The 20,927-nt window shown below is 55.0% G+C and carries 18 protein-coding genes and 2 tRNA genes; 8 read left to right on the top strand and 12 right to left on the bottom strand.

Going from position 1 to position 20,927, the window contains the following annotated elements; translation table 11 throughout:
- Positions 1-23 precede the first annotated feature (23 nt).
- Together FFI95_RS06285 and FFI95_RS06280 are read right to left on the bottom strand one after the other, a co-directional pair.
- The gene (locus tag FFI95_RS06285) at positions 24-2,510 is read right to left on the bottom strand and encodes an ABC transporter permease (RefSeq protein ID WP_144821587.1); all 2,487 of its coding nucleotides are present in this window, start codon (positions 2,508-2,510) and stop codon (positions 24-26) included.
- A complete protein-coding gene (locus FFI95_RS06280; RefSeq protein ID WP_144821586.1) occupies positions 2,510-3,229 on the bottom strand; it encodes an ABC transporter ATP-binding protein in 720 nt (239 codons plus the stop codon). Before FFI95_RS06280 ends, FFI95_RS06285 begins: the two co-directional genes overlap by 1 nt.
- Positions 3,230-3,287: 58 nt before the next feature.
- Here FFI95_RS06280 and FFI95_RS06275 point away from each other — a divergent pair, with 58 nt between their 5' ends.
- Both FFI95_RS06275 and FFI95_RS06270 read left to right on the top strand, forming a co-directional pair.
- Positions 3,288-3,920, top strand: coding sequence for an arylesterase (locus FFI95_RS06275; protein ID WP_144821585.1), 633 nt, complete (start codon positions 3,288-3,290; stop codon positions 3,918-3,920).
- Between the two features lie 63 nt (positions 3,921-3,983).
- Positions 3,984-4,059, top strand: a tRNA-Asn gene (locus FFI95_RS06270).
- 56 nt (positions 4,060-4,115) lie between these two features.
- Here the strand turns inward: FFI95_RS06270 and FFI95_RS06265 are convergent.
- Positions 4,116-5,405: a M18 family aminopeptidase gene (locus FFI95_RS06265; protein WP_144821584.1), complete on the bottom strand. Its 1,290-nt coding sequence runs from the start codon at positions 5,403-5,405 to the stop codon at positions 4,116-4,118.
- A gap of 101 nt (positions 5,406-5,506) precedes the next feature.
- Here FFI95_RS06265 and FFI95_RS06260 point away from each other — a divergent pair, with 101 nt between their 5' ends.
- Both FFI95_RS06260 and FFI95_RS06255 read left to right on the top strand, forming a co-directional pair.
- Complete coding sequence (locus FFI95_RS06260) at positions 5,507-5,992, top strand: hypothetical protein (RefSeq protein ID WP_144821583.1); 486 nt, start codon at positions 5,507-5,509, stop codon at positions 5,990-5,992.
- A gap of 82 nt (positions 5,993-6,074) precedes the next feature.
- Complete coding sequence (locus tag FFI95_RS06255) at positions 6,075-6,683, top strand: outer membrane beta-barrel protein (protein ID WP_144821582.1); 609 nt, start codon at positions 6,075-6,077, stop codon at positions 6,681-6,683.
- 17 nt (positions 6,684-6,700) lie between these two features.
- Here the strand turns inward: FFI95_RS06255 and rlmKL are convergent, their stop codons facing one another.
- Positions 6,701-8,875: a bifunctional 23S rRNA (guanine(2069)-N(7))-methyltransferase RlmK/23S rRNA (guanine(2445)-N(2))-methyltransferase RlmL gene (gene rlmKL, locus FFI95_RS06250; RefSeq protein ID WP_144821581.1), complete on the bottom strand. Its 2,175-nt coding sequence runs from the start codon at positions 8,873-8,875 to the stop codon at positions 6,701-6,703.
- 319 nt (positions 8,876-9,194) lie between these two features.
- Here rlmKL and rmf point away from each other — a divergent pair, with 319 nt between their 5' ends.
- Positions 9,195-9,407, top strand: coding sequence for a ribosome modulation factor (gene rmf / locus FFI95_RS06245; RefSeq protein ID WP_144821580.1), 213 nt, complete (start codon positions 9,195-9,197; stop codon positions 9,405-9,407).
- Positions 9,408-9,470: 63 nt separating this feature from the next.
- On the opposite strand, the gene FFI95_RS06240 is transcribed toward rmf, so the two are convergent.
- Positions 9,471-10,490, bottom strand: a complete 1,020-nt coding sequence (locus tag FFI95_RS06240; protein WP_144821579.1) for a quinone-dependent dihydroorotate dehydrogenase — start codon at positions 10,488-10,490, stop codon at positions 9,471-9,473.
- Positions 10,491-10,852: 362 nt separating this feature from the next.
- Between FFI95_RS06240 and FFI95_RS06235 the strand changes: the two genes are divergently transcribed.
- Positions 10,853-12,013: a cation diffusion facilitator family transporter gene (locus tag FFI95_RS06235; protein WP_144821578.1), complete on the top strand. Its 1,161-nt coding sequence runs from the start codon at positions 10,853-10,855 to the stop codon at positions 12,011-12,013.
- A 15-nt stretch (positions 12,014-12,028) separates the two neighbouring features.
- Here FFI95_RS06235 and uvrB read toward each other — a convergent pair whose 3' ends face one another.
- Positions 12,029-14,089, bottom strand: a complete 2,061-nt coding sequence (gene uvrB / locus FFI95_RS06230; protein WP_144821577.1) for an excinuclease ABC subunit UvrB — start codon at positions 14,087-14,089, stop codon at positions 12,029-12,031.
- 215 nt (positions 14,090-14,304) lie between these two features.
- On the opposite strand from uvrB, the gene FFI95_RS06225 reads away from it, so the two are divergent.
- Positions 14,305-15,489, top strand: coding sequence for a pyridoxal phosphate-dependent aminotransferase (locus tag FFI95_RS06225; protein ID WP_144821576.1), 1,185 nt, complete (start codon positions 14,305-14,307; stop codon positions 15,487-15,489).
- 69 nt (positions 15,490-15,558) lie between these two features.
- Positions 15,559-15,634 (top strand) — tRNA-Asn (locus FFI95_RS06220).
- 53 nt (positions 15,635-15,687) lie between these two features.
- Here FFI95_RS06220 and pyrF read toward each other — a convergent pair.
- The 6 genes from pyrF to cmk form a co-directional block, all read right to left on the bottom strand.
- The gene (pyrF, locus tag FFI95_RS06215) at positions 15,688-16,392 is read right to left on the bottom strand and encodes an orotidine-5'-phosphate decarboxylase (protein ID WP_144822413.1); all 705 of its coding nucleotides are present in this window, start codon (positions 16,390-16,392) and stop codon (positions 15,688-15,690) included.
- A gap of 60 nt (positions 16,393-16,452) precedes the next feature.
- Positions 16,453-17,622, bottom strand: a complete 1,170-nt coding sequence (gene lapB, locus FFI95_RS06210; protein ID WP_144821575.1) for a lipopolysaccharide assembly protein LapB — start codon at positions 17,620-17,622, stop codon at positions 16,453-16,455.
- Positions 17,622-17,924, bottom strand: a complete 303-nt coding sequence (locus FFI95_RS06205; RefSeq protein ID WP_144821574.1) for a LapA family protein — start codon at positions 17,922-17,924, stop codon at positions 17,622-17,624. The genes lapB and FFI95_RS06205 overlap by 1 nt, the downstream gene beginning before the upstream one ends.
- A gap of 65 nt (positions 17,925-17,989) precedes the next feature.
- Entirely contained in the window at positions 17,990-18,286 is a 297-nt protein-coding gene (locus FFI95_RS06200; protein WP_144821573.1) for an integration host factor subunit beta, read from the bottom strand.
- Between the two features lie 132 nt (positions 18,287-18,418).
- Complete coding sequence (gene rpsA, locus FFI95_RS06195; RefSeq protein WP_144821572.1) at positions 18,419-20,113, bottom strand: 30S ribosomal protein S1; 1,695 nt, start codon at positions 20,111-20,113, stop codon at positions 18,419-18,421.
- A 131-nt stretch (positions 20,114-20,244) separates the two neighbouring features.
- Positions 20,245-20,925 carry a (d)CMP kinase gene (cmk, locus tag FFI95_RS06190; protein WP_144821571.1) on the bottom strand — a complete coding sequence of 227 codons (681 nt, stop codon included), beginning with the start codon at positions 20,923-20,925 and terminating at the stop codon, positions 20,245-20,247.
- Positions 20,926-20,927 lie beyond the last annotated feature (2 nt).

Here is a 20,927-nt window from a genome sequence, read left to right as displayed (position 1 = left end):
ACCGCTTACCGGCCGTTTTCCGCTTACTCAAGCCGCCGCAACAGCAGCATGGGCGACACACTCAGTACAGGCCGAAGCTGCCAGCGACCGAATAATGCCAGCACCACGGCGCTGATTGCAGGTATTGGCAATACCACCTGCCAGTGCCAGCTGAACGTTCCATCGAACATTCTGACTTGCAGGGCCCATACGGCTGCCTCAGCCGCTGCAACGCCAAGAATCCCGGCAAAGCCACCCAGTAAGGCAAACTCTAGCATCGTGCTTTTTACCAGCAGGTTCCGGCGTCCACCCAATGTTCGTAAAAGCGCGCCTTCCCTTTGCCGATCCTGAAGTGTGGCACTGACAACGGCGGCCATCACAACCAGGGCTGCCGCGAGTATCAACACCAGAATTGCTTCTATAGCCTGAGTAACCTGCCGTACGATTTCCTGTATGCGCTCAATGATGTTGTCTACCTCCAGCAAAGAGACCGTCGGGAAACGCCGGGAAAATTCATTGAGGGCACTTTTTCGGTCTCTGGGCAGGTAAAAGCTGGTTATCCAGGTGGCAGGCATGCCGGTAAGACTGCCGTCGGGCGGAAAGGCCATATAGAAGTTTGGCTTCATGCTGTCCCACTGAACGGTGCGGATGCTGGTAACCGTTTCAGTCACCCTGTCCGAACCTATGGTGAACGTTAACTCATCACCCAGGGCCAGGCCCAGTTTACCGGCCAGTTCCGCTTCGACTGAAACACCGTCGGTCTGGCCGTCCCTGAACCAGCGGCCTTGCACAATTGCATTGTCCTCAGGAAGCGAATTCATCCAGGTAAGGTTGAGCTCCCGGTTGAGCGCGCCTATGCGCTGATCCTTGCTCACAACGTCTTTTACCGGTTCACCGTTCAGCTCTGTCAGCCGGCCCCGCACCATGGGGTAAAGCTGATCCAGTGGCTGGCCACGCTCTTCCCAGTAAGCGGCCACTTCATCCACCGCATCCGGAGCAATGTTGATCAGAAAATGGTTCGGGGCATCATCGGGCAGCTGCGCCTGCCAGTCGTCCAGCAGTGAGGTGCGCACCAGTATCAGCGTTGTGGCAAGCATCAGTGTCATAGCGAACACAGCAATCTGTGACAGGCTGGCACGCCGGTGGCGATACAACCCGACCAGTGCCAGCCGCCAGGCGTGCCCGCCACCGCGGACCCGACGCAGGGTTGCCACAAGCAGCCAGCCCAGAACGCCCAGGGCTCCGAGTAGCAACCCGAGCCCGCCAAGCAAAGACGCAACCAATGAGAGATCGCCGGCGTATAACCACACAAGTCCGAACACGGCTATGATTGCAATCAGCATATCAGGCAGTGCGTCCCGGCCGGTTTCTCCAGGCTGGCTGCGCAACACCCGCATGGCCGGGACGTTTTTCAAACGCCGGATGGGCGGGTAGGCGAATGCAAACAGAGACACCAGCGCGGTAAGCAATGCCGGTGTGAGTGCAGACGAATCCAGCTGAAATCCGACCGGCCTTTCCAGTGCCTGACTGAGCAGGCGGGTAAGAAGCCAGAACAATGGAACCGCCAGCAGAAGACCACCTACCATGCCGGTGATCCCCCAGAGCGCGAGCCGCTGCAGATACAGTCGCCCTATTCCGGCACTGCCAAGGCCCAGGGTTTTCAGAAGAGCGACAGTGTCGCGCTGGGACAGCGCATATTGGCGGCTCGCCACGGCCACGGCGACAGCCGCCAGCAACACAGCCAGACTGCCCCCCAGCAACAGGAAGCTTTCAGCACGCTCAAGGGAGCGGGAAAACGTTTCCCCGTCGCGAATACCTTCCCATTGATGGCTGGGCTCAAGCTGTGGCTGCAGCCACTGATAATAACTTTCCAGCGCCCGTTCATCGCCGGCAAACAAATAAATGTATTCCGCCCGGCTGCCTTCCTGAATAACCCCGGTGGAGGCTATGTCCTCCACATGCATCATTATTCGGGGTGCAAGCGCTGAGAGACTGAAACCCCCATCCGGTTCACGCAGCAGCAAGCCTGATACGGTCAGGTTCCGGTTGCCGACTTCAAGCGTGTCACCCGTCTGAATACCCAGCAGCCGCAACAGTCTGGGGTTAACCCAGACTTCACCGGGGGCCGGGCCATGCTGCACCTGAGTGCGTGCACCGTCTGAGCCTTTCTGTATTTCAAGTTCACCGCGCAACGGATACTCATCGCTGACGGCTTTCACTGACGCCAGCTGAAAGGCCTCACTGCCGAACACCATGGTGGAAAACTCCACCATACGCCCGGTTTCCAGCCCACGCTCCCTGGCCTCTGTAAGCCAGGGCTCCGGTACCGGGCGCCCGTTCTCTGCTTCCAGCTGCCTGTCTGCGGCCAGAAAAGAACTGGCGGATGAGACCAGGGTGCTCTGTAACTGGCTGGCAAAAAGCGCAATGGTGGCCACCGTAGCCACAGCAATAACAAGCGCGGCGAGCACCACACGCACATCCCTCTGGCGCCAGTCGCGACGTACTGACATCAGTTTCTTTGCAGCCACCATCAGTCAGCGAACTCCCGCTCAGCTGCCGGCTCTGTCAACTCTCCGGCATCAATGTGAAACTGCCGTGCACAGCGTGCCGCCAGTAGCTCGTCGTGGGTAACCATCACCAATGTGGTGCCCTGCTCCTGGTTCAGTGCCATCAGCAAGTCAGATATCTCCTGCCCGGTGCGGTTATCCAGGTTGCCCGTAGGCTCATCGGCAAACAGAATGGCCGGATCTGAAGCAAACGCCCGGGCAATGGCGACCCGCTGCTGTTCACCGCCGGAAAGCTGCCGCGGTGTGTGGGTCAGGCGTTCACCCAGCCCCACCCGCTGAAGAAGCTCGCGGGCGCGCTTTTCCGGTGATTCCATGCCCGCAAGCTCCAGAGGCAGCATTACGTTCTCCAGTGCCGTCAGTGCCGGCAATAGCTGGAATGACTGAAACACAAACCCGACACGGTGAGCACGCATCCGGGCGCGCTCATCTTCGCTGAGCTGACTGATCACCGCCCCGTCAAGCTCAACCGTTCCCGTTGTGGGAGTGTCCAGGCCGGCAAGCAATCCGAGCAGCGTGGTTTTACCGGAACCGGAGCGACCAACGATGGCTACGGATTCGCCCCGATTGATTTCAAGGCTGACACTCTTCAAGATCGTCAACGTATCTGTTTCCAGTCTCACACTGTGAGTCAGGTTTTCAGCGCGCAGCATCGGGCGCTGGTTATCAGGGTTTGTAGTCTGCATCTTGCTTACGAAGCTCCCGGACAAGCACGTTTATTAATCATGGGTATACGGTATTTTTATGCATAGGGTATTACTGTACGTCAGATCCATTGCCTTTCTTTTAGTGGCCTTCATTGCTTTACCTGCCGTCGCTGGCCCGCAGCAAACGCTCCTGATTATGGGCGACAGCCTGAGTGCTGCCTATGGCGTACCGTCAGAAACTGCCTGGGTGCAACGCCTGCGAGACCGCCTGCAAAGCAACGACTTTGACAACTGGGATGTGGTAAACGCCAGCATCAGTGGTGAAACCACAGACGGAGGTGTTCGCCGGTTGCCGGAGTTGCTTGAAAAAAATACGCCCTCTGTGGTCATTATCGAACTGGGTGGTAACGACGGCCTTCGCGGGTTCCCGCCCGATGTTATCAAATCCAATCTTGCCTCCATGATACAGGCCACCCAGGACTCTGGCGCCCGCGCCATTTTAGTGGGTATGCAAATTCCGCCAAACTACGGCCAGCGTTACACCCGGATATTTGCAGATATCTTCCCGGCGCTTTCAGACAGCTACAACACCGCTCTGGTTCCTTTTTTTCTGGAAGGTATCTATAACAAGGACAGCCTGATGCAAAGTGACGGCATTCATCCAACGGCTGAAGCCCAGCCGAGGCTGCTCGAAAACGTCTGGCCGGTACTCAGGCCTTTGCTTGAGTAACTTTTTCCAGGGACTTGACCAAGTCAAAGAAAGTGCTTAGTATGCCGCTCGACTTGATGCAGTTCCCCGATAGCTCAGTTGGTAGAGCAACGGACTGTTAATCCGTTTGTCGCTGGTTCGAGCCCAGCTCGGGGAGCCACTTATTCTAAAATGCCGCTGTTTCCTATGAAGCAGCGGCATTTTTCGTTCAGGGCCTCAGAAAATCTGTTTGCGCTGCATGAACTCTCGCAGTACGCGGAACAGCGTGTGTCCGTCCTCGGCACCAATCAGTTCACGAATCGAATGCATACCAAACTGCGGCACGCCGATATCCAGCGTTGTAACGCCCAGGCTTGCGGCTGTCAGAGGTCCGATCGTGCTTCCACACGCCATATCACTGCGCACCACAAAGGTCTGGTGTGGCAAGCCCAGCTCATCACTGATATGCCGGTATACCGCGGCTGACCGGCTATTGGTCGCGTAGCGCTGGTTGTGGTTCACCTTGATGACCGGGCCCTCATTAAGAACAGGACCATGGTTTTCATCGTGTTTGTCCATGTAGTTGGGGTGCACACCGTGAGCATTGTCGGCTGATATCATCATGGAGCGGGCTATTGCTTTGGCTTTGCCGGCACCGCACCAGCGATCAAGAACAGCATTAAGGAATGGACCCTGAGCCCCTTCCGACGAAACACTGCCGACCTCTTCATGATCGTTACATACCAACAGGGCGGCTTCATCACCTGAGGCGTCCAGTAATGCCCGCAGCCCGATATAACAGCTCAGCAGGTTATCCAGCCGTGCAGAAGCAATGAACTCATTACGCAAGCCAACATATCCGGCTTTCTGGGCATCGTAAAAGCCCAGCTCATAACCCAGTACCTTACGCACCTTACCGCCGGTTTCGCTGGCAACCTGCTGGCTCAGAAGCGAGTCGAAACTGGTTGTGTCATCTTCGGGAACCTGCATCAGGACCGGTGGCAGATCGGTCTGCGGGTTTACCGTTCGATTGCTGTTGGCTTCTCTGTCCAGGTGAATCGCCAGGCTGGGAATAAATGCCACTGGCTTGCCAAAATCCACCAGCGCATCCCTGACCCTGTCACTGCCATCAACAAAGGTCACACGACCCGCCAGTGAAAGATCCCGGTCGAACCAGGGGTTCATCAGTACGCCACCGTATACTTCCACGCCCAGTTGGAAATAGCCCTTGCGGCGCAACTCCGGGTTGGGTTTTACTTTCAGGCACGGACTGTCGGTATGCGCGCCCACCATACGAATGCCCGATGTGGCGGTGTCTTCTGCCCCTGTGCGGAACGCTACGATGGAGGAGCCATTGCGAACAACGTAGTAGCCACGGTTCTGGCCCAGTGTCCAGTCTTCCTTTTCATCTAGCTCTTCAAAACCAGCGGCATCAAGCCGGGCTTTCATTGTCGCCACGGCGTGCCAGGGTGTCGGTGATGCATTCAGAAACTTCAGTAAATCTTTGTTGAATTCAGCGTGTTCCATGATGTCCCTGATAGAATGTTAATGATTGCAACAGTATGGCATGAAGCATGAATGCCTCATACCTGAAGCCCCCAGGATTATACGTTTAAGCGGAGCCTGATATGTCAGCACCAAGATTTCTTGATATTGAATACTGTCAGACAGATGATGCCCTGTTTCCGGTTGCTATGGCCTGGTCACTGGAAAACGGGCAGATGAAAACTGTGGTGATCGCGCCAGCCGACGAATGGCTGCCGGAAGACGGCGATCTGGGCGATTTTGACCTGCACTACCTCGAAGAGCAAGGCGTTCCCCTGCTGGAGCTTATTCACGAACTGCATCAGGACCTGCCGGATCAGACCGTATACGTAGACGGGCTGGACCCGGATGAGGTTCTGGTGGACCTGATTTTCAGTGCCATGAACCAGGAAGTCCCGTTTGAAATTGCAGCCATTACCGAGCTCATCACCAGCCTTAGCGCTGATGCTCTGGAAGACTATCGACATCAGATTCTGTTCGAAGAAAGCCTGGAGCCGCAATTACCGGAAAACGGCGTTTATGCCCTGTTGCTGATGGCGCAGACATACGGGCTGCTCGATGAAGACTAAAGTGTGACACGGATCGACGTAACCACGGATTGCACAAGGCAAACTCAGCGCGTAACCGCTCACGTCAGGATATCCGATAAACATGAACAAGGTTGTGCGCTCCGCTTTCACACTGTTACTGGTAACTGCCGGTTTTACGTCAGCCCAGACCGCCCTGGCACAGCAAACCTCCAGGGAAGGCAAGCATTACACGGGTCTGCTGGTTACTGCCTTCAACCACCGCTCCATCGGCTCGGTCTCCAACGAGGCCGCTACAGGCACCGGGGGAACGCTGGTGCTGGGCACCCATATCAATAACCGGTTTCACGCTGAGTTACGTGCAGGAACCGGGATTCGCGACGCCGACGTCCCCAAAGGCGATCTGGCCCTGTCCATGGATTACTTCGCCAGCTGGTACATAGGCCTGCACTACCCTGTTACCGACTACGCCAACGTGTACGGCCAGGCAGGGTTCTCTTTTATGAAAGGCACCGGCAAGCTCAGCCACGCGGATGAGCCGCGCAACGCCCAGTTTCGGGAACTGGAAGGCGAGTTTCCCGACAGTAGCTTCGGCGTCGGCTGGATACTCGGTCTGGATATCGAAGTACTGAGCAATACATACCTTGTTCTTGAGGGTGGAAAACTGCTCAAGGATACTGGCACAGACGCCAATATCTTTCAGTTTTCCACCGGCCTCAAATACGAGTTCTAATGTAGCCCTTCCGTGGGTTACGCACTGTGCCGGATGTGCCAGCACCGGTGGATTCGCGTGTTCCTCTGAAAATCCTTATCGAGCGTACGGCTGCTGACTTCTTCCACTTCAAACTCCGAAAGCAGCGCCTCGTCCAGCCTGAAGCGCCGGAAGTTATTGGAGAAGATCAGCAAACCATCCGAGCTTAATCTTGCCATAGCCTGCCGGATCAGAGTTCCATGATCCTTCTGAATATCCAGTACCCCGGCCATACGCGCGGAGTTAGAGAAGGTTGGCGGATCCATGAATATCAAATCATACACCTGATCAGGGGCGGGTTTTGCCGCCAGCCAGGCCAGGCAGTCTTCCTGTTCAACGCTGTGTCGGCGTGGATCTGCGTGATTCAGTGCCAGGTTGTCCCGGGCCCAGCTTACATAGGTATTCGACAAGTCCAGACTCAGGGAGCGGCTGGCACCACCTGCCACTGCATGCACTGTCGCAGCGCCTGTATAACAGAACAGGTTCAGAAACCGTTTGCCATGGGCATTCTGCTGGATCCAGCGACGGACCGGCCGGTGGTCCAGAAACAATCCGGTATCCAGGTAATCTTTCAGATTAACTTTCAGTGTGCAGCCATGTTCTTGCACCTGGAAAAATTCACCGCTGACATCCTGCTTCTCGTATTGGCTGGTGCCTGCCTGACGTTGGCGCTGTTTGCAGACCATCTGATCCCGTTCAATCCCCAGCGCGTCCGGAATAACCGCCAGCGCCTCAGCCAGGCGTTCCCTGGCTGAGCGTTCATCTACCGACTTGGGTGCAGCGTATTCCTGTACGTGCACCCTGCCCTCGTAGATATCAATGGCCAGAGCATATTCGGGCATATCTGCATCGTAAATCCGGTAGCAGCTGATTTGCTGCCTGCGGGCCCACTGACCGATGGCTTTACGATTCTTCTTCAGCCGATTACGCAGCATTGCAGCACGTTCTTCGTTTGCAATCCGGGGCAGAACCTCACCCGGAGCGGTCGGTTCCCGGGGGGTGCGCACACTGGCTTCGTCTATGGTAAATAACAGCAGTTTTGCGGGAAGCTTGCCGTTAAACAGTTTGTATTGCTTGAAGCTGCGCAGGCCAATGGACTTGCCGAATTCCGGGGCGCCGGTGAACACGCCCAGGCGCCAGCCTGAGGCCGCTTTTTTAACAGCCTCACCCAAGGATTCGTACAAACCTGCCAGGGCCTGCCGCTCACTCAAACGCTCCCCGTACGGAGGGTTAACCAGAATCAGGCCGGTCGCGGCCCGGTCGTCTGCCAATGCGAACGCCTGAACCGGGCGGGCTTCAAATTCAATCAGATCCTCGAGGCCGGCCCGCCGGGCGTTGTTGCGGGCGGTGGAAATCACTCTGGCGTCCTGATCGAAACCCTGAAAGCCTGGCACCTTGCCCTGCTTACCTTCATAGGCGCGCTTTTCCGCCTCCTGCCGCAAGGCGAGCCAGGTTTCCGGCTGATGCCCCAACCATTTTTCAAAGCCGAACCGCTCCTGGCGGCGGCCGGGAGCGATATCCAGTGCCATCATGGCCGCTTCAATTACCAGAGTCCCCGAACCGCACATAGGGTCGGCAAAGTCACCGCCTTCGGCGGCGATCTCCGGCCAGCCAGCACGCATCAGCAATGCAGCAGCAAGGTTTTCCTTCAAAGGCGCAAGCCCCTGCTCAGTACGATAACCACGCTGATGCAGGCTGTGGCCACTGATATCAATACCCAGAGCAAGCCGGCCCCGGTGCAGGCGGGCCGATATGGTCACATCCGGCGCTTTTGCCTCAACAGCCGGCCGCTTGCCACCACTTCTGGTGAAGCGGTCCACAATGCCGTCTTTGACACGCTGAGCGCCGAACTGAGTGTTTCGTATCGCTTCGTTCTCACCAATGAAGTTGACGCGAAAACTCCCGCCCACGGGAATGTGTTGCTGCCAGTCCAGGTGAACAACACCATCATAAAGTTCATCGGCACTGGTGGCAGCCACCTCTGCAATGTGAAGCACAACCCGGTTGGCAAGGCGTGACCAGAGGCAGGCCCGATAGCCTGCCTCCAGATCCCCTTCGACCCAGGCGCCTGCGGGTGCGTTTCTGACCAGCCCTAAACCAAACGTGCTGAGCTCGTCCGCTAAAAGGTATTCAACCCCCTTCGGGCAGGTTACAAAAAAGACATGCTTGGACAAGTTCAACTCCAGATTCTTTGGCATTTCCAGGTAAGTACCGGAAATAGCAGCGTTCATTAGAAACAGGCCATTACTTTCTATTTCTTTTTGATCTATAAAAACTGTTTTATAGATCAAAACAATAGTGTACTTATACTCGCGGTTGAGCCACCTTGTAGGTGACGCGTCGTTCGAGAAGGGTAATGCCCTTTCGTTAACAGGATCCTGACTGCTCAGGTTCGAGCTGGCAATAGTGGGTTATTCAGAAATTAAATCCACATGCCGCGACCTTTGCAGAAGTGTACACCTTTGTTCTGTTAATCCATTAGTGAGGAACGGCATGAAAAGACAGAAAAGAGACATGTACGCTCGTGCATTCAAACGGGGTTATCTCGCTGGCGTGTCCGGTAAATCCAAAGACAGTTGCCCTCTCGAGCAGCCAGAGATTCGCCAGGAATGGATAAGCGGGTGGCGTGAAGGCCGCACGGATCAATGGGAAGGCATGACCGGGGTGTCCGGCATCCACAAAATGGCAAATATTACAACGGCGTGATGGCCCTGCTCTCCGAAAAGGGTCCGCCACGCGGGCCCTTTTCTTGTTAGCACCGGGCATTTATCACCTGAGCTGCCTTATTGCCTCAACCGCTTCCGCAATTAATTCCGGCCCCCGGTACACAAACCCTGTATACAACTGCACCAGCTTTGCACCCGCACGGATCTTTTCAGCTGCGCTTTCTCCATCGGTAATTCCGCCCACACCAATGACCGGCAAGTCATCGCCCAGTTCTGCATACAGCCCCTGAATAACCCGAAGCGAAGACTCTCGGACCGGAGCACCACTGAGCCCCCCCATCTCGTTCGCATGGGGGTGGCCGGCCACCGCCTCCCGGCTTATAGTGGTATTAGTTGCTATAACTCCGTCCAGTTCAGCTTCCCTGAGAGCGGACGCCACAAAGCGAACACCCTCATCGTCCATATCCGGAGCAATCTTTACGGCAACCGGCACATAACGGCCCGACGCCTCCTGACACTGGCGCTGCTCATCCTTTATGGCATGCAGCAGGCTTTTCAGGGAATCACCGAACTGAAGATCCCGCAAGCCTGGTGTGTTGGGGGATGATACGTTTACGGTGATATAATCAGCGCGGCTGTATACAGCCGCAATCCCCTTACGGTAATCCAGCTCCGACTCCTCAGCCGGAGTATCTTTATTTTTACCTACGTTAATACCAAGAATGCCGGGGTAGCTGCGTCTGTCTACCTGTGCCAGCAAGTGCTCCAGGCCTTCATTATTGAACCCCATGCGATTAATAATGGCCTGGTGCTCCGGCAACCTGAACAGTCGCGGCTTGGGGTTACCCGGTTGAGCACGCGGCGTAACCGTGCCAACTTCTATAAACCCAAACCCAAGTGCGCCCAAAGCATTCAGGTGGTCTGCATTTTTATCCAGACCTGCCGCAAGCCCGACCGGGTTTGGAAACTCCAGCCCCATTACCTTCACTGGCAGTGGCTCTGTTTTCGATGCAAACATTCCTGGCAGATGCATTTTGTGTGCCAGATCAAGACTCCTCAGCGTAATAGAATGAGCAGTCTCCGGGGGTAACCGGAAAAGCAGATTGCGGATAACGCTGTACATCTGAAAACTCCTGAAAAAAACGTGCCGAGAGTATACCCGAAGTTCTCCACAGCGACCCGGGTCTGTAAAAATTCGAGCCAGACACAGGTATCATGAGGCTCTGCCGGGTTTTCCACGGAATCTGTGGATAACCCTGTTGAAAATCTCGGGGCAACGCTGCCTAACCCTTGTGATCTGCGCCAATCTGCGAATTGATCATTTTTTGATCAACTTATTTTTCGTTTAATTTCAACATCTTATTTGACTTCTTTGAAAAATCAACGAGAATGTAGCCAGCCTGCTATGCAATGGCAATACTGATATGGTGTGCATAAATCAAGCAGAATTAGTGCTCTAGTGACCCGGATATGGAGCTTTTTCCCATGCAGCAACCCGACTCACCCGCCCAACGCCACCGCCAGAACCTTTCGAAAGAAATGAAGGCAGCGTCACGGGTTACAATTATAGGAATGCTTCTCGACGCCTTCCTTGGCATTATCAAGGTGATTGGCGGTGCCCTGTTTCATTCCCATGCTCTTTTTGTGGACGGCGTACACTCGTTTACAGACGTAGCGTCTGATCTTCTGGTTCTCGGCGTCATGAGACTCTCGCGCCAGGAACCGGATGAAAACCACCCCTATGGCCACCAGCGCATTGAGACCTTTGGCACCCTTGTGCTTGGCAGTGTTCTGATTGCCGTTGGTGCTGCCCTTGCCTGGCAAAACACTCTACGGCTGGTGGAAGGCGACATTAATACTATTCCCGGGTGGCCAGTGCTGGTGGCAGCTGTAATCTCGGTGGCAAGTAAAGAGTGGATTTTCCGGTACACCAAGCGGGTTGGTCTGGAAATACGCTCGGACCTGATTATTGCCAATGCCTGGCACAGTCGCACAGATGCGCTGTCGTCCCTGGTGGTTCTGGTTGCTACCGTGGGCGCCATGCTCGGCGTGCTCTGGCTTGATGTGCTGGCAGCTGTGGCCATCTCCATTATTATCATCCACATTGGCTGGAAGTTCACCTGGGACAGCGTTCAGGAACTGGTTGATACCGGACTGTCCACTGACGACACAGCCCTTCTGAAGGATATTGCCCGCAATACCGACGGTGTTCTCGATGTTCACGAACTTCGCAGCCGTCGCATGGGTCAGGATATTCTGCTGGACGTGCACCTGGTGGTGCGCCCGGAGATCAGCGTTTCCGAAGGACACCAGATTGGGATGCAGGTGGTCTCCGGTATGCGGGGCGCCCTGAATAACATCCTCGACATCCACTTCCATATCGATGCCGAAGATGATGAAGACGAGCTACCGGCCGCTGAGCAGCTGCCCTCCCGGGCTGAAGTAAGCCGTATTATTGCGGAGCGCCTTGAGGAGATTCCCCAGCGCAGCCGCTTGCGACTGCACTACCTGCGTAACAAGCTTCATCTGGAGATCTTTCTCGACGAACCGGATGCCACGGGGATATTTACCCCCGAGAATGCTCGCAAGCAACTCGAGGGATACCCCTGGTTTGGCAGTGTGCGGATCTGGATTGCGGTCCTCTGAGGCCTCGCGCTCGACCTAGCCTGTACGCAAGGCGGCTTCCCTGAGACTGGATATTTCATCCCTCAGACGGGCAGCCGCCTCAAAGTCCAGGTCAGAAGCCGCCTTGTACATTTCGTCTTCCAGACGGGACACCTCTTTGAGCATTTCCTGAGGCGATTGGCTGCCAAACCTGGCACGGTACTGCTCCGCTTCTTCCGCCGCTTTTTCACCAGGCCGGTCGGCTTTATGCTGGCTGCGGCCGCCCCCACTGGCACCTTCCATGATGTCAGCAACCTTCTTGTTTAGTCCCTGCGGGGTAATGCCATGCACCTCGTTATGCTCGGCCTGCTTCGCCCGCCGGCGTTCGGTTTCATCAATGGCACGCTGCATGGAACCGGTAATACGATCGCCGTACAGAATTGCCTTGCCATGAAGGTTCCGGGCCGCCCGGCCGATGGTCTGAATCATGGCGCGCTCGGAACGCAGGAAACCTTCCTTATCAGCGTCCAGAATGGCAACCAGGGACACTTCCGGCATATCAAGACCTTCACGCAGCAGGTTAATTCCCACCAGTACGTCGAACTCACCCCGGCGCAGATCCCGGATAATCTCAACCCGTTCGACCGTATCAATGTCCGAGTGCAGGTAGCGCACGCGAACGTCGTGCTCCATCAGAAAATCTGTCAGGTCCTCCGCCATCCGCTTGGTCAGAGTGGTGACAAGAACCCGCTCGCCAGCCTCGGTGCGGAGGCGGATTTCGGAGAGTAGATCATCCACCTGTGTAGAGGCCGGCCGGACCTCGATAAGCGGGTCCAGCAGACCAGTGGGCCTGACCACCTGCTCAACGACCTGCCCGGCATGTTCTGCCTCGTAGTTGGCCGGAGTTGCTGATACAAAAATCATCTGTGGGGCAATACGCTCCCACTCATCAAACCGCATGGGCCGGTTATCAAGGGCTGACGGCAAACGAAAACCGTACTCCACCAGCGTTTCCTTACGGGAGCGGTCGCCTTTGTACATGGCACCTATCTGCGGAATGGTCACGTGGGATTCATCCACAACCAGCAGAGCATTGGGCGGAAGGTAGTCAAACAGTGTGGGCGGTGCTTCACCGGGTGCCCGGCCGGAAAGATAGCGTGAGTAGTTCTCGATACCATTGCAGTAGCCCAGTTCGATCATCATTTCCATATCGTAACGGGTGCGTTCTTCCAATCGCTGAGCCTCGACCAGGCGGTTGTTATCACGCAGTCGCTGCAATCGTTCTTCCAGCTCAACCTTGATGCGCTCAACGGCATCCAGAACCGTCTGGCGTGGTGTTACATAGTGCGATTTGGGGTAGATGGTAACTCGGGGCACACGCCGCAGGACTTCTCCGGTTAGCGGGTCAAAATAACTGAGGTTTTCCACTTCGTCATCAAACAGCTCGATCCGGATGGCTTCTTTTTCCGATTCCGCCGGAAACACATCAATCACATCGCCGCGAACCCGGTAATTGGCACGGTGAAACTCAACGTCGTTACGAGTGTACTGCAACTCAGCCAGGCGACGCAGAATATGGCGCTGGTCGATCTGATCTCCCCGGTCCAGATGCAGCATCATTTTCAGGTAGGACTGGGGATCGCCCAGGCCGTAGATTGCCGAAACGGTCGCAACAATTATGGCGTCTGGCCGCTCCAGCAGAGCTTTGGTGGCAGACAGCCGCATTTGTTCAATGTGTTCGTTTATTGAGGCGTCTTTCTCAATGAAGGTGTCCGACGATGGAACATAGGCTTCCGGCTGGTAGTAGTCGTAGTAGGAGACGAAGTACTCGACCGCGTTTTCCGGGAAAAACTCGCGGAATTCGCCGTATAACTGAGCGGCCAGGGTTTTGTTATGGGCCAGAACAATGGTCGGACGCTGTACCTCTTCAATGACTTTGGCGACGGTAAAGGTCTTGCCGGAGCCAGTCACCCCCAGCAACGTCTGGTGTGCCAGCCCGGATTGAATACCATCCACCAGGCCTGCAATAGCTTTAGGCTGGTCCCCTGCTGGCTGGAACGGAGAGTCAACCGTAAAGGTGCCTTCTTTCGCTGAATAACTGGAGCCGTTAATGGTCATACCGGGCAGACAACCTCCACACACTTATGAACCTGTGATTTTAAACGGACTTTATCGCTGTAAAATCCGGTCTTCATGAGAAATTTATTGTTACACCGGCTTCATGGTACCATCATTGCGATCGACGGCTGGGCGAAAATCGGCCGCCATAAGGCAAGGATTCAGACACCCCGCCGGTCATGGACCTATAATAAGCAGCTTTAAGGAGCTCAAGTTTGGACCTTCAACTTTCCAGCCGAGTACAGGCTATCAAGCCCTCTCCCACCCTCGCAGTCACCAACAAAGCTGCCGAATTGCGTGCAGCAGGCCAGGATATCATTGGCCTGGGTGCCGGCGAGCCGGACTTCGATACCCCGGAGCACATCAAGCAGGCGGCCATTGAGGCGATCAAAGGTGGCCAGACAAAATACACCGCTGTGGATGGAACCCCGGCCCTGAAACAGGCAATTATTGCGAAGTTCAAGCGGGACAACGACCTGGAATACGAAGCCAACCAGATACTGGTATCAGGTGGTGGCAAACAGAGTTTTTTCAACCTTGCGCTGGCGACACTGAACCCCGGGGATGAGGCGATTATTCCTGCCCCCTACTGGGTCTCGTATCCGGATATGGTTCTGGTTGCCGAAGGCAAACCCGTTATTATCGAAACCGGTGCAGAAACCCGCTTCAAGATCACGCCCGAACAACTCGAAAATGCGATTACAGAGCGCACCCGTCTGTTCGTGATCAACAGCCCGTCTAACCCCAGCGGCATGGCTTATACAGAGGAAGAGCTGAAAGCGATTGGCGACGTTCTGAAAAAGCATCCGGATATCATGATCGCGACAGACGACATGTACGAGCCCATCCTCTGGACCGGCAAGCCTTTTTGCAACATTGTCAACGCCAATCCGGAACTGTATGACCGTACCTTCGTACTCAATGGCGTGTCCAAGGCCTACGCCATGACCGGCTGGCGCATCGGCTACGCTGCTGGCCCTGCTCGCATTATTGGCGCCATGAAAAAGATCCAGTCGCAGAGTACCTCCAACCCAGCTTCTGTGTCCCAGGCGGCTGCGAGAGCGGCACTGGAAGGACCACAGGAGTGTGTCAGTGATATGGTCAAGGCATTCAAGGAGCGCCATGACTGGCTGGCAGGTGCTTTGAATGAGTTGCCGGGCGTCGAATGCCTCAAAGGTGATGGCACGTTTTACGTGTTCCCGAGCTTCCACGCTGCCATTGAAGCTGACCCGAATGCCAGTAACGATGTCGAGTTTGCAGAAAACCTGCTCACAGAAGCCGGCGTTGCACTGGTCCCCGGCTCTGCCTTTGGCTGCCCTGGCCATATGCGGCTGAGTTTTGCGACGAGCATGGAAAACCTTGAGAAAGCCATCGAGCGCTTACGTAAGGTTTTGAGTTAAAAGTTTTAATAAGGGGTTGACGGGGCGGCGGTGTAACCTTAATATACGCGCCTCGTCACATGACGACGTTCCCCGATAGCTCAGTTGGTAGAGCAACGGACTGTTAATCCGTTTGTCGCTGGTTCGAGCCCAGCTCGGGGAGCCACTATTCTGAAAGCCCGCTAATTCTCTGAGTTAGCGGGCTTTTTCGTTTTATGGCTAAAGACCAACCAACTCCTCATGAACCGCCTCAAGGGCCGCCAGAGGGTCATCAGCCCGGGTAATCGGACGACCTATAACAAGGTAGTCAGAACCGGCCATCAGGGCATCCCTGGGGGTCATAATGCGTTGCTGGTCACCTTTGTCGGCACTCAGGGGCCGGATACCCGGAGTGATCAGCCTGAAATCACTGCCCAGCTCCGTTTTGAGCTCTGGCGCCTCCTGTGCTGAACAGACCACACCATCCAGACCACAGTTCCGGGTTAACGTTGCCAGCCTGGAAACCTGAGCCTCCGGGGAATCCTGAACACCAATACCTGCAAGATCTTCAGCCCCCATACTGGTCAGAACCGTTACCGCAATGAGCAACGGCCTGTCTGCGCCAAAGCTTTCCAGGCGCTCCCGGCAAGCCAGCATCATTTTCTCACCACCGGAGGCATGAACGTTCACCATCCACACCCCAAGGTCTGCTGCAGCGGCAACGGCGGCTGAGGTGGTATTGGGGATATCGTGGAATTTCAGGTCCAGAAACACGTCAAACCCACGCTTTTGCAAAGCCTCCACTAACTGGGGGCCGGCGCGGGTAAACAGTTCTTTGCCAACCTTCAGGCGGCACTTTTCCGGATCAAGCGTTTCAGCCAGGTCCAGTGCAGCCGTGGCTGAGGGGAAGTCGAGAGCAACAATGATTTTAGGGTTGGGTGACATTCGCACGTTGATTGTCCTGCGGGTGATGGAAAGTGTCAGTGGATACTATGATTTGGTACGTTATTCAGCTTCAACGCCCTGAATGGGGCGAACGGTTTCCCACTGCTTGCAGCTTGGGCACAACCAATGAAGCTGCTGCCCTGAGAAGCCGCAGCTTACACAGCGATACACCGGCCTGTTGGCCAGTATTAAGTGGCCGATACGACTGACAAGGCGGCCCTCATCCGTCGTCATTCCCTTTTCGTAGCCTGCCATTTCGACCAGTCTTAATAATGCACGCATACTGGGACGGTCTTCCAGTTCCCGCCGTAACAGCTCAATTGCTGCCGGACGGCCTGAACCGCGCTCAACAGACTCCACCAGAGCCAGAAGCAGACTGGTGCTCGGGTAGGTTTCATAGAGCTTGCGCAGCTTTTTTACCATCCGCCCGATATCGCCATGCTCGTGCTCAAGCTTCATCAGCCGGTCAATGGCCTCTGGCCCGAAATCCGGGTTCTGGTCAAACACCTTCAAGCCCTGATTACCCGCCTCACGGTAGCTGCCCTGGCGGCTCAGAAGAGCCATCTGTATCAAGGTAGCGCGAACACAGGAAGGGTCGTACGCCAAGGCTTCTTTGGCAAGCTTGCGGGCCGCCCAGCGGTCTTCCCGCTTCAGGGCCTCATCGGCCAATTCACAGGTCAGGTAGGCCAGCTCTTTGAACATCGCCGGATCGGCATCGTTTCTGGTTAATGCTCGCGCTACTTCAGATGCCTTCTCCCACTCTTTTTCCTGCTGATAAAGTTCGATCAGCTGCCCGGCGGCCTTGCGGCCATAGTCCGGATCTCCCATCAGTTCCTGCAAAAGCGCCTCGGCACGGTCCAGCAGGCCTGCTGAGAGGAAGTCCATGGCAAGCTCAAATGTTACCTGGGGAGAAAATCGTGGCGGCAATTCCGGGCGCGCCAGAAGGTTCTGATGCACCAGTGTTGCCCTTTCTGTTTCACCTTTATCCCGAAAATGCCGGCCAATGGAAAGGTGAAGACTTACGGTCTCTTTGTTAACCGCCAATGACTGCACAAAGTTATCAACGGCCTGATCAGAGTAGTTGGTAAACAGAAATTGCAGCCGATCTTTAACGGATTCTTCGTCTGCGATGCGGGTCCGGGATTTCTTGCGCTCACGACTTAACCGCCCCACAACCCAGCCAACGGCTACTGCCACCGTTAACAGGAGCCATTGAAGCACTGTATCCATTAAATCGCCTGGTCGTTTTGCGCCCTGGATTTCTCCAGCGCCTGCTCGGTGCGGTCAAGTCGCTTTTGAAGGGTGCGCCGGGAAACGGATGTACGAAACGTGGCGAGCATGGTCATTAAAACGCCCACAAGTGCGCCAATGATAAAAGACATGATAATCCAGACCGCAACTCCGTGGGGTTTGGTTTCAAACACCAGGAAATTGAGAGAAACGGCCATCTGATTATTAAGGGAAAACACCAGCGCCAGCAATACCAGGAAAAGCACCAACAGAATTAAAAGGATCTTCTGTAATCCTGCCATATGCCTAGCTCTCCCTGTTGCGGATGGTTACCTGATTATAGGAGTTTCTTCCTGTGGATGATAACTTAAAAGCCCTGCTTCATACTATCATTCACCTGCTCCCGCAGTTCTTTACCCGGCTTGAAGTGCGGAACGTACTTAGCGGGCAACTGCACAGCCTCACCGGTTTTAGGATTGCGCCCGGTACGGGCCGCACGGTGATGCAATGAAAAACTTCCAAAACCCCGTATCTCAATACGCTGTCCGTTCGCAAGCGACTGAGACATATGCTCAATGATTGTTTTTACAGAGAGCTCAACATCTTTAACCGATAGCTGCGTTTGTTTCGAAGCTATAAGTTCAACCAATTCGGACTTTGTCATGAGGCACTTCCCTCTTTTCTTGTTGGTTCGGCTCTTGATTGCCGACTCACCATCCTCCTAGTTTAGCCAAATCCAAAAAAAACACAAAAAAAACGGGCTCTTAGAGCCCGTTTTTTTCATACCAACCCGAAATTAATCGTTGTTGGCGTTTTGCTGCTTCATCTGCTCCTTGATGAGATCACCGATGGTGGTCGCACCAGAAGAAGTTTCTGCGGCCTTGCTACGCACGCTATCCAGTGCCTGCTTGTCGTCTTCAACGTCTTTGGACTTGACAGACAGGTTGATAACGCGGTTTTTGCGGTCGATGCTGATAATCTTGGCTTCGACTTCTTCGCCTTCTTTCAGTGCATTACGTGCATCTTCAACACGGTCACGGCTGATTTCAGACGCTTTCAGTACCGCTTCAACTTCATCGTTCAGAGAGATTGTTGCCGCTTTGGCATCAACAGCACTGACAATGCCCTTAACAATTGAGCCTTTGTCGTTCAGCTGCACAAACTCGGCAAACGGATCGCTTTCCAGCTGCTTGATACCCAGGGAAATACGCTCACGCTCCGGATCTACAGACAGGATGACGGTGTCAACATCGTCGCCCTTCTTGTATTCACGAACAGCCTCTTCGCCGGCTTCGTTCCAGCTGATATCAGACAGGTGAACCAGGCCGTCGATACCACCTTCCAGGCCAATGAAGATACCAAAGTCTGTGATTGACTTGATCTTACCGGAGATCCGGTCGCCCTTGTTGTAGTTGCTGGAGAAGTCTTCCCATGGGTTGGAAACACACTGCTTGATACCCAGAGAAATACGACGACGCTCTTCGTCGATATCCAGAATCATCACGTCTACTTCATCGCCAACCTGCACGACTTTTGACGGATGGATGTTCTTGTTGGTCCAGTCCATTTCAGATACGTGAACCAGACCCTCAACACCTTCTTCCAACTCGGCAAAGCAACCGTAGTCGGTCAGGTTGGTTACACGGGCTGTAACCTTGGTTCCTTCAGGGTAACGACCCTTGATATCTACCCAGGGATCTTCGCCCAGCTGCTTCAGACCCAGGGATACACGGTTACGCTCACGATCGAACTTCAGAACCTTAACGTTGATCTCGTCACCAACGTTAACGATTTCGCTCGGGTGCTTGATGCGCTTCCAGGCCATATCGGTAATGTGCAGCAGGCCGTCAACACCGCCCAGGTCTACGAACGCACCATAGTCGGTCAGGTTCTTGACGATACCCTTGATTTCCAGACCCTCTGTCAGGGTCTCGAGCAGAGCTTCACGCTCAGCACTGTTCTCAGCTTCCAGAACGGCGCGGCGGGAAACAACCACGTTATTACGCTTCTGGTCCAGCTTGATAACCTTGAATTCGAGCTCTTTGTTTTCCAGGTGCGCAGTATCACGAACCGGGCGCACGTCTACCAGAGAGCCTGGCAGGAAAGCACGAATACCGGAAAGATCAACGGTGAAACCACCTTTGACCTTGCCATTAATAATTCCTTTGACCACTTCTTCAGCTTCGAAGGACTTCTCGAGTACCTTCCACGCTTCAGCACGCTTGGCCTTCTCACGGGACAGACGGGTTTCACCAAAGCCGTCTTCCACAGCATCCAGTGCTACGTCGACAACGTCGCCGATAGCTACTTCCAACTCGCCTTTTTCGTTCAGGAACTGGGAGGCGGGGATAACACCTTCGGACTTCAGTCCGGCGTTAACTGTGACCCAGTCGCTATCAACATCCACCACAGTCCCCTGGACAATGGAACCTGGTTGCATGTCAATTTCTTTCAGGCTTTCTTCAAAAAGATCCGCAAAGCTCTCGCTCATTATGAGTCCTATAGGTTCAACGCAAGTACGCTCCGTGCCGCCAGCAACACGGTCTGTTAGTAAATTCCGGAATCAGCCTGCGGCTGGCAATATGTACCGACTCCGGCATTCTCAACAACAAAAAGGCGCCGTCAGGTCTGACCTGCTGCGGCCACACACCTGCCCAACACCTCTTCTATACTTAACCCCGTAGAATCAATGACTTGCGCATCATCCGCGGGCTTAAGAGGAGCTGCAGAACGGTTAGTATCCCGCTCATCACGAGCCCTTATTTCCTCTAAAAGGGTGTCAATACTAACATCGACACCGGCCGCCATCAACTGGCTGAAACGCCGGCGGGCCCGCTCCTCTGCACTGGCGGTCAGAAAGATTTTCACCGGAGCTTCGGGGAACACAACCGTACCCATATCACGGCCATCGGCAACCAGCCCGGGGGCCTTGCGGAAGTCCCGCTGACGCTGCAGAAGTGCATCCCGGACCGGCTGCATTACAGCGATACGCGAGGCATTATTGCCGCAGGCTTCCGTGCGGATTTCAGAGGTTACATCCTCGCCTGCCAGGAGCACTTTTGCAGGCTCGCCTGCCGGCGTTGGTTCAAAGGCGACATCAAGCGCTGCTGCCATACGCACCAGCCCGGCCTCATCGTCCAGTGCAACCCCCTGACGCACGGCTGCAAGTGCGGTCAGCCGGTATATCGCGCCGCTGTCGAGCAGGTGCCAGCCCAGTTTCCTGGCCAGCATCTGGGTCACCGTGCCTTTACCCGACCCACCGGGTCCGTCGACTGTGATGACCGGTATATCATTTTCCGGCATTA

Source organism: Marinobacter piscis (assembly GCF_007671655.1).
In the GTDB taxonomy this organism is placed as follows: Bacteria; Pseudomonadota; Gammaproteobacteria; order Pseudomonadales; family Oleiphilaceae; genus Marinobacter; species Marinobacter piscensis.
The sequence above is the reverse complement of the archived record's forward strand: the minus strand, read 5'-3'. Positions and strand labels throughout refer to the sequence as shown.